The sequence below is a fragment of the Kitasatospora sp. NPDC085879 genome (assembly GCF_040686255.1).
In the GTDB taxonomy this organism is placed as follows: domain Bacteria; phylum Actinomycetota; class Actinomycetes; order Streptomycetales; family Streptomycetaceae; genus Kitasatospora.
This window is the reverse complement of record NZ_JBFBJZ010000205.1, coordinates 1-1,265: the sequence shown is the minus strand read 5'-3', so window position 1 is coordinate 1,265 and position 1,265 is coordinate 1. Positions and strand designations below refer to the sequence as shown.

Genomic DNA, 1,265 nt, shown 5'->3' with positions numbered 1-1,265 from the left:
GGTCTGTTGCCTGTGGGCTCTGATCTCGTCCAGGCGGTCGAGGAGCTCGTCCTCACGCCGGTCGAACGTCTCGTCGTCGATCTCACCGGCCAGGAGTGACTGTTCCAGAGCGGCGAGTTCCTGCTGGACGGGTTCGGGGTCGTAGTACTCGTTCTCGGCGGTCTCCACCACGCGTTCCAGCACCCAGACGGTGCCGCGCAGCGGCGCGAGCGGGAGGGTGAGGATCTGGGTGAGCAGGCCCATGGCGGGTTCCTCCTTCCTCACACGAAGCTGTAGGCGGGCAGGGGACCGTGCAGCCGGAAGTCGAAGTCGTCGCCGAGTTCGGCGGTGAGGCCCTTCTCGGCCGCGAGGAACAGCTGCTCGTGCTCCCGGTCCACCAGGAAGGAGACGTTCAGGAAGTCCTCTCCCGTCGGCTCGGAGTTGACCTCCTGGCGGGCGTGGGGACGCAGGGCTTCGGTGATGCCGGTGGCCAGGGCGTAGTGGCGGGCCCGGACCTCGTGGGCGACCAGTTCGCCGAGGGCCAGCGGCAGGTCCGGGTTGGTGTTGCCGCCGGTGATCTGGTCGTTGAGCTGCCTGGCCTCGGGTGAATCCAGCAGGATCTGGCGCAGCAGGGCGCTCTCGTCGATGGCTGCCTTCAGGTGGTACTCGGCGCAGCCCTCCAGTGCGGTGAGGCGGTCCAGGTACTCGTCGTGGCGTTCGGTGAGCGCGGCGCGTACCGCGTCGTCGTCCGGGGCGGTGAGGCCGAACTGCAGCGGCAGCACGGTGCCGTCGGACATCAGGCGTTCCTGGACGCTCTGGTGCGCGGTGAGGTCGCGGCGCTTGGGCCGCAGTTCGTCCGGGGCGTCGCTGACGACCGCACAGAGCGGCCCGGCGCACACGCTGCGGAGTGTCGAGGGAGGCTCGCCCACGCCGACGAGGCCGGCCAACTGCCGGGGGTGGGAGGCGGCGGTGATGGAGTACACGTAGACGGACACGTCATTCCTCCCGGCGGCGGGCGGGCCTGCGGGCCGGCCGTTCACGCTTGGGCGCGGGCCTCTCCTCTTTCTCTTCTTGCTCTTCGTCGCTGTCGCGGCCGAGGTGGAGGGTGTCGGACACGGCCTCCGCGGCGCCGGAGAGCGCGCCCTTGCTCTTGCCGTGTGCGCCGCCCTCGGTGACCTCGCCGACGATGTCGGTGAGCTGGGTCGGTGCCTTGCGCCCGGCTTCCAGATCGAGGCGGTTGCAGGCCTCGGCGAAGCGCAGGTAGGTGTCGACGCTGGCGACGACGA

2 protein-coding genes and 1 pseudogene are annotated in these 1,265 nt (G+C 70.1%); all 3 read right to left on the bottom strand.

The window, feature by feature from the left end; all coding sequences use genetic code 11:
- Window positions 1–243: gas vesicle protein GvpG (locus tag AB0P35_RS42195; RefSeq protein ID WP_363521935.1), on the bottom strand; the 243-nt coding region annotated here is incomplete at its 3' end.
- A gap of 17 nt (window positions 244–260) precedes the next feature.
- Window positions 261–974 (bottom strand): GvpL/GvpF family gas vesicle protein, encoded by a 714-nt coding sequence (locus AB0P35_RS42190; RefSeq protein ID WP_363521932.1) that lies wholly within the window; start codon window positions 972–974, stop codon window positions 261–263.
- 1 nt (window position 975) lies between these two features.
- Window positions 976–1,265: pseudogene (locus AB0P35_RS42185) on the bottom strand (gas vesicle protein); the annotation flags it as partial.